Genomic DNA, 7,387 nt, shown 5'->3' with positions numbered 1-7,387 from the left:
GCTGCAGACACTCCTCGCCCTCTGGACCGGCGCCTGCCCCACCTGCCACCGCGACATACCAACATCCATATCAACCTGACCAGGCACTACTAGGTATCCGACACCTCAATTCGCAACAGACTCGAACGCCCCTTCGTCTGCAGCGCTCTCGGAATGCGACACGACGATAAAGCAACCACTTCGGCGCTGTTCATCGCCGCCCGGCACGGCGCGACACCGCGTTACCCGCACCCCGACCTGGAGCCGGTGCTCAACGACACGTACGGCGTGGTCATCTGGCATGAGCAAATCATCGCGATCTTGGCGCGGATGACCGGCTGCGACCGCGCGGCGGGCGACGTCGCCCGCCGCGCCCTGGCCGACGCGGACCGGCTGCCGAAGGTCGAGGCCTGGTTCCGCCGCACGGCCGGCCAACGCGGCTACGCCACGCACGTGCTCGATGAAGTATGGGAGATCATCTCCCAGTTCGGGGCCTACGGATTCTGCAGGGCGCACGCAGTCGCCTTCGCCGTCCCGGCCCTCCAGTCCGCCTACCTCAAAGCCCACTACTCGGCCTTCTTGTATGCCGGGCTCCTCGAGCACGACCCGGGCATGTGGCCGATGCGCGTGATCGTCGCCGATGCCCGGCGCCACGGCGTTCCCGTTCTGCCCGTCGACGTCAACGCCTCCAACACCCAGCACCGGGTCGAGAAGGCCGACGAGACCTGGGGAGTGCGGCTCGCGTTCTCCACCGTAAAGGGCATCAGCGAAACGGAGATCGAGAGGCTCGTCGCCGGGCAGCCGTATGCGGGTCTGCAGGATCTGTGGCAGCGGGCCCGGCCGTCCCTGCCCCTCGCGCAGCGCCTCATCCGCATTGGCGCGCTCGGCCCGCTCGCGGGTGAGCTGACCCGCAGGGATCTGCTGCTGCAGGCGACCGAACTGCACCGCCAGTCCCGCAATCGCCATGCGGGCGAGGGGCAGTTGCCGCTGGGTGGGGAGCTGGTTACGGCGGAGCCGAGCGGTCTGCCGGAGATGACCGGCCGGGACAAGCTCAGTGCGGAGCTGGAGACCCTGTCGATCGACGTCACGCACCACCTGATGGACCACCACCACCGGCTGCTGCGCGAGCTCGGTGCGACCGACGCTGCTCACCTGAAGGGGATGGTTCCCGGTCAGACCGTACTCGTCGCCGGCGTGCGGGCCTCCACCCAGACGCCGCCGATCCCGAGCGGGAAGCGGGTGATCTTCGTGACGCTCGAAGACGGCGCCGGCTTGGTCGACATCGCGTTCTTCGAGGACTCCCACGCAGCGTGCGCACACACCGTTTTCCACAGTGGGCTCTTGCTGGTGAGGGGAACGGTCGAGGCGCGGGGGCCGCGGCGCACGGTGGTCGGACAGATGGTGTGGGACCTGGACGAGGTGGCCGCCGCCCGCCGCGACCACGGCCCGCAGGCCGCCCTCGATCTCCTCGGCCGCCCCTCCCCCGCCCCAACGCCCGCCCAGCTGGCTGCGCCGCAGCGCACCCTCGCGGACGGAACCGCCGGGGCCCGGCTTCATCCGTACGCCGATCTTCAGCCCGCCGGGACTCGCTCGGCGGACCTGCGCCGACTCGGTCACCGCAGCCAGGGAAGTGCCGGATGAACGCCATGACCACCAGTCGCAGCATCCTTCACCTGCGATTCGACATGCCACCGGGCTCCGACGTCGAACTGCCCGAGCAGTTGCGCCGCCTGCTGGAGAACATCACTGCGCAGGTGCAGATGATCGAGCCGGACTCTGCCGTGCTCGATCTGACCGGCGCGCTCCCCTACTTCCAGCGTGACGCCCGTGGCCTGACCGAACTCATCCAGCTGCGGATCCTCGCCTACTTCGGCATCCGCAGCGCCGCGGGTGCGGCGCCGACCCGGATGCTCGCCGCGATGGCCTGCGCGCTCACCGCGCCCGGGCGGCGCCTCGTCATCGACGACTGCACCGAAGCGGTCAGCGGGTTCCTGCGGCCGCGTCCGGTACGGGAGTTGCCCAGCGTGGGTGCCCGGGCAGCCACTATGCTCTCGGACTACGGCCTGAACATCGTCGGCGACGTCGCCGATGTCCCCCAGCTCACGCTGCAGCGCCTCCTCGGCGCCCGCCCGGGCCGCACCCTTCACGAGCGGGCGCACGGCCGCGACACGACGACCGTCGACCCGAGGCCCACGCCGGCCACAATGAGCAGCGAGCACCGCTTCGACCGCGACGAACTCGACCCGACTCAGCACCGGCGGGCCCTGCTCGCCCTCGCCGACGACCTCGGCGCCCGGTTGCGTACCTCCGGGCAGATCGCTACTGCTGTGACCTGCACTGTCCGCTACGTCGATGCGAGCTCCACTCGCCGCAGCCGCACCCTGCCCGAACCAACGCAGCACACCGTGCTCCTGGCCCGCACGGCATACGCGCTGCACGCATCTCTTGGCCTGCAGCGGGCACGGGTCCGCAGCATCGCCCTCCGCGCCGATGCCCTGCGCCCCGACGACCGGGCCACCCGGCAGCTCACCCTCGACAACACCGACGAAAAGCCGCTCGCGATCGAAGCCGTCGCCGACCGGGCCCAGGCCCGGTACGGGCACAACGTGCTACACCCCGCCGCCCTTGCCGTCACTACGCGGAAGATGTAGACCAGCCGTAGTCACCGACCTTGCACAGACGGAGGGCCGGCGCTCCTTCTGGTCTTGGCGACTGAACTTCTCGCTCTCCCAACGGAAACGACAAACCCCCGCCGTGACGGCGGGGGTCCAGAGTGCGTCAGCGCGGCGGGCAGCTTCTCAGCGTCCATGAGAGGCGGGCCACGGCAAGCGCTTCAGAGAAGCTTCAGGTCGACGGGGGCGACATTGCATGCACCCGTTGGACTGCTCCCGTCAGACATGCTGTCTGACGGGAGGCACACCGACCGGCCTGTACTGGAGACATACAGCCGTGCTCCGCCAGCGGGTGACCCGGCTGCAGCACCCGATCGCTGACGTTTCCGTCAGCTACTGCAGTCAGACATCTCTGTGGCCCCGCCGGGACACTAGCGACAAGGCCACAGAGATTGACTTCTGCAAGCAGGTGTAACGCGAAAGTCAGGATTTCCGGTTACGGCCTGGTGTCACTCACCGCTCCACACCGCAATCTCGCCTCCAGGCAGGCAGGTCACTCGCCTTCCTCTAGGCCCGACAAACCCCCAAGCCTCGTACTCCTCATCCGGCCAGACTGTCAGTTTCGTGCCGCTTTCGAATTCGATCATGAGATCCCCGGATCCTCCCACCTCGGCTTCAGTAATCACGTCACGGGCCAGTCGTACGAGGTAGGAGGCCGCAACGTCCAGAGATTCTGGATCAAAAGACACATGATCCCCAGTCGGGACACGAAGAACAGACTGGGTCTCGACGCGCAGTTCGCAATCCCCACTGGTCATGATCGTCAGAGCCGCGTCGAAGCAGATGCGGGTAACTACTTGACCTCGAAGGTTCAGGTTCATGCCTACCACCCCGCAGGAAGTGGGTAAGTGCCATCAGGATTCATCGGGATATGAGTATGTGCGTTCGGGCCGGGTTTCCCATCGAGTCCGATCGGCTGGCCGCCCTTGTTATAGAAACGCACATAGCCATCCGCGTACCTGCCGGTCGGATCCATCACGCGAACCATGTCGGCATTTCCGGTTGCCCCAGGCTTCTGCCACACAGTTCCCTTTCCGTTATCAGCAACCCGCCCTACCCAATCGTCACTCACGCCAGCGGGTCGCGGACGAAGATTGATGGCGGTGGAGCACCCTGGCGCATTGTGAACAAGTACCGGAGTCTCGCCCGCCAGCACATAGTACGTGTGCTATGCGGACCCCTCTACCTGCTTTTTCGCAGGTCAAGCACAGTTTGCTGGTCCGGTGAAGTGCGTGGGTGTCCGTGGTTGTGCGGGGTTGTTGCCGTCGCTACTGCCGTCAGACGGTTCAGCCCAGGTACGGCTTTTCGCGCTGTTCCAGGAAGTGCTGGAGCCTGAGTCGTTGGGTGTGGTGCATCGGCAACTGCTCGATCTCTTCCGGCGGCACGAACCGGAGTTCGGTGGACTCGTCGGAGATTGCCAGCTGGCCGCCGGTGATGCGGGCGGTGAAGCAGACGTTGAACTGGCGGCGGACCTCGCCGTCGGTGTAGGCGATGATGTGTTTCGGGTCGGTGTAGGTGCCGACCAGGCCGGTGATCTCGACGTCGAGGCCGGTCTCTTCCTTGACTTCGCGGACGGCCGTGCCTGGCAGGGAGTCGGTGAGGTCCATTCCGCCTCAAACTCCTCGGTATGCCCACCGATGAACCATCCATCAACGTCACCCGCAGCCGCCTCGGGCGCCTCACTCGACAAGGCTTCCTCGCTCAACCCGGACGAGGCCGCTATCAGAAACGGACTTAACGTCCTCTCAAAGCCATCAGCTTGGGAAGCTGATGTGATCTAGAGCTGGCCGCCCGGCTGACCTGCTCCGGAGCAGAGTTAGCGTCGGTTCAACCCTTGGCCGGTTCCCTGGTGTTCCCCGTGGTTCCCCGCACGACCTGGCACGTATCTGGCACGTCCTCTCGTCTTGGACAGTCATAGATCCACCCGAGACGTGTCGGCCTCGGTGTCGCCACGACGAAGAACGACGTACGCAGGTCGAAAAGGGAAGTTCGCGCAGAGTTGGCTCCATGACCTTGAAGAGGGCGTCAGCATTCGGCCCGTAGGCGTACACCACAGCCTCGCCGCCGCCGAACTCGTTCCCGTCCACCTCGCCAACTCCGGCGGTCTCAACGGCATCCGTCATCGCGCGTTTCGCATCGTAGATTGCAGCGCGCTCGTCCTGTTCCCCGAATTTCTCCCCACTCAGGCGGAAATGGGCGATGACAGCCTGCTCGGAAGCGTCGGCCTGAGGCATGTCGAAGAGTGCGTCCATCCGCGACACAATGTCATCGGTGAAACCCGTTCGGTCGGGGGGCCGTGACCTGGCGGTTCGTCGTCACGGCTCATAGCCGATCTGGCACTGGCTGTCGCCGTCGGTCACTGCCGAGCGACCTCGCACGGCCCAGGGACGGCCCGGCGAGTGGACCACTCGGGCACGCTCGCACGTTTCGACGGATAGATCCGAGATGATGCCGCCGATGTCTGGCGTCAGTAGTGCCCGTGCGGCCGCCCAGACTCGATACCGCACGTGATTGGACGACCGTTCGCGTCGGTGGTGGTTTGGCCGAGATCGCTTTCTAGGCAGAACTCGCCTGCGCGGTAGCAGTTGCCAGCATTGGAGCGGATGCTGCATCTGCCGGTGCCCTCAGAGCTAGCCCCAGGCGTTCGGCTGCTGGTGTGGGTGGGCGTGGGCCTGCCACGGTGGGTTGCTTGCCTGCCGCGGCTGTCCGCAGGCGTGTGCCGTCATGCGTCGGCGTTGTCACGCAGTCAGACCATCAGGCGCCGTTCGTTGATCGCTTGTCGGCGGTCAGGTGGTCCTGGTGTCGTCCACCCGCTCGCCCTCGGCCTGGGACGGCTCGGTCCTGGGGACGTCGGGGTGCTGATCCATGGCTGCGCGCTCGGCCGGTTCGTCACGCTCGCCCTCGGCCTGGGAGGGGGTGTGAGAGTACAGCCAGCGGTCGTAGTCCGAGGCTCCGGTCTTCATGGTGGGCCTCCCTTGCTCACTCAACTCCTATGGTCCTCCCTCGACCGCAGCCAGGGCGAGAGCGCGGTGCAAAGGGGGCGCGAGGGTGTTCGCTCATCGATGGATGGCCAGGCTGAACAAGGCCGGCTGACGCCGAGCTGTGGTCGGGTGGCCCGATCACAGCGTCACAGGCGAGGTCCTACTCCTCGATGGAGTCACAAATCGAACAAGTGGCCGAGTCACCCGGTTGGCTGGCTTGGTCGCCCACTGATCGACGTTGCCTTATGGCCACTACCGGGCTCCCTTGCCGATCCGGAGAAGGTGGACGGCTCCGACAGTCCAGCTTGCGACCAGCAGCACAGCGGCGGACTCAAGCATGGGGACGTAACGGTCCCCATCCATGATCAGTCCGGCGAGGTAGAGCGCCGCGTTAAAGCACCCCAGCGCAAAAAGGCACGCCGCGGCCCTACCTAGACCGTTGTGGCCTGCTGATTTTGCTCGTGCCTGATCATTCTGCATGCCGCCCATGATGAGTGTGATCAAGCCATGTGGCTAGATCTCTACAGTCATCGTGACCTGGCCGAAGGTAGCTCACGCGGCGGCGCACTGATACGGGCCAGCGGGGCGCCGCTCATAGGTCGCGGAAGGCACACCGCACTGGGCACAGGATTTGAATCTGTGACCTCACCTTTATCAGGTCCTACCCTCTTGACCGGGCTGAGCGAGCCATTCGCAGGGTTCGCTTACCCAGGGGTGGCGGGTGAGGCTGGTGTCAGGTTGCCGCTGGTGGCAGGTCGGTCGTGGGTCATCATCGCCAAAGGTCGGGCCTTGCTCTTCCGCGGCCGGCACACCGCTGACGTTCGCTGTTGCCCGGTGCGGTTCGGGCTTGTTGGTGTCAGCCAGTGATGTCAGGAGTCGGGCTGCCCGTAGCGTGGGTCCGCCGAGGAACTGAAGCACGCCGCCGAGCACGATGAGAAACATGGCTACGCCCGCGAGGTCCGAGCCCACCGCAAAGGACCATCCGACCAGTCTCGGCAGTCCGTCCAGGACAAATGCATAACCCATCAGGATTAGGCCCCAACTTCCGGGGATCGCTGCGATCCGCTCCCAGCCGACCGTTCAAGGTCAACGTCCCCAGGAACGCCGTAAAGCATCCGGAGGCCAACATGATCAACGCAGTCATGGCACCCCCTCTCTCCGGTGTCGGAGTCTCCTTGGGACCCGTGAGCGGTCTTGAAAACCGTCGTGGCGCGAGTCACCGTGGGTTCAAATCCCACACCCACCGCAGGTGAACGGCCCCTGACCAGCCAAGGCGCTTTCTAGGGGTCGTTCTTGCGGCGTTGCCGGCCGCGACCGCTGTTCCCCGATGTTGCCCGACTGAACGGGCACGAGAGGGGCACGTTGTCTGGCGGCATCGAAGATTTGGACCGATTGCCGACCCAGCACACCCGCGCGTGACGGTCAGCCCGTTGTGCTGGGAGACGATCCGTCGGCGCAGTGTCCGTATGCGGACTTCACCGAGGGGTACGACGGGCTCAGAGCTATCCGACTGCCTGACGTGTCGGCGCCGCAGGTGTATTGCTCCGGGCCTGATGTGGACGTGATCCGCAGCAGCACCTCGTAGGACGAAATCTGTACGTGGCGCGTGCCGCCCGCTGCGATTGACCCGAGGCTGACTTGCTCCGAGCACTCGTTGTCTCTGAGGTTCCCCCGCTGCGCGGGAGTGGCTGACTAGCAGGTCAGGGCGGGTTGACATGTTTTCAGGTTCACTGGTTCGGCCGCTGCCTGGTCGGC

4 protein-coding genes, 1 tRNA gene and 2 pseudogenes are annotated in these 7,387 nt (G+C 65.7%); 4 read left to right on the top strand and 3 right to left on the bottom strand.

The window, feature by feature from the left end; all coding sequences use genetic code 11:
• Positions 1-183: 183 nt before the first annotated feature.
• A pseudogene (locus ACZ4N5_RS42905) lies at positions 184-1,620 on the top strand (helix-hairpin-helix domain-containing protein); the annotation flags it as partial.
• The gene (locus ACZ4N5_RS42900) at positions 1,617-2,630 is read left to right on the top strand and encodes a DNA polymerase Y family protein (protein WP_467762393.1); all 1,014 of its coding nucleotides are present in this window, start codon (positions 1,617-1,619) and stop codon (positions 2,628-2,630) included. The pseudogene ACZ4N5_RS42905 and the gene ACZ4N5_RS42900, both read left to right, overlap by 4 nt.
• Before the next feature lie 470 nt (positions 2,631-3,100).
• Here ACZ4N5_RS42900 and ACZ4N5_RS42895 read toward each other — a convergent pair whose 3' ends face one another.
• On the bottom strand, positions 3,101-3,472 hold the full coding sequence (locus ACZ4N5_RS42895) for a DUF6188 family protein (RefSeq protein ID WP_467762392.1): 372 nt from the start codon (positions 3,470-3,472) through the stop codon (positions 3,101-3,103).
• Positions 3,473-3,937: 465 nt separating this feature from the next.
• Positions 3,938-4,264, bottom strand: a pseudogene (locus ACZ4N5_RS42890) (NUDIX hydrolase); the annotation flags it as partial.
• A gap of 318 nt (positions 4,265-4,582) precedes the next feature.
• Here ACZ4N5_RS42890 and ACZ4N5_RS42885 point away from each other — a divergent pair.
• Positions 4,583-4,951: a hypothetical protein gene (locus tag ACZ4N5_RS42885; protein WP_467762391.1), complete on the top strand. Its 369-nt coding sequence runs from the start codon at positions 4,583-4,585 to the stop codon at positions 4,949-4,951.
• A 486-nt stretch (positions 4,952-5,437) separates the two neighbouring features.
• On the opposite strand, the gene ACZ4N5_RS42880 is transcribed toward ACZ4N5_RS42885, so the two are convergent.
• Entirely contained in the window at positions 5,438-5,614 is a 177-nt protein-coding gene (locus tag ACZ4N5_RS42880) for a hypothetical protein (RefSeq protein ID WP_453279694.1), read from the bottom strand.
• Between the two features lie 1,178 nt (positions 5,615-6,792).
• On the opposite strand from ACZ4N5_RS42880, the gene ACZ4N5_RS42875 reads away from it, so the two are divergent.
• Positions 6,793-6,875, top strand: a tRNA-OTHER gene (locus tag ACZ4N5_RS42875).
• Positions 6,876-7,387 lie beyond the last annotated feature (512 nt).

It is taken from the genome of Streptomyces sp. NPDC026500 (assembly GCF_055567635.1).
The sequence above is the reverse complement of the archived record's forward strand: the minus strand, read 5'-3'. Positions and strand labels throughout refer to the sequence as shown.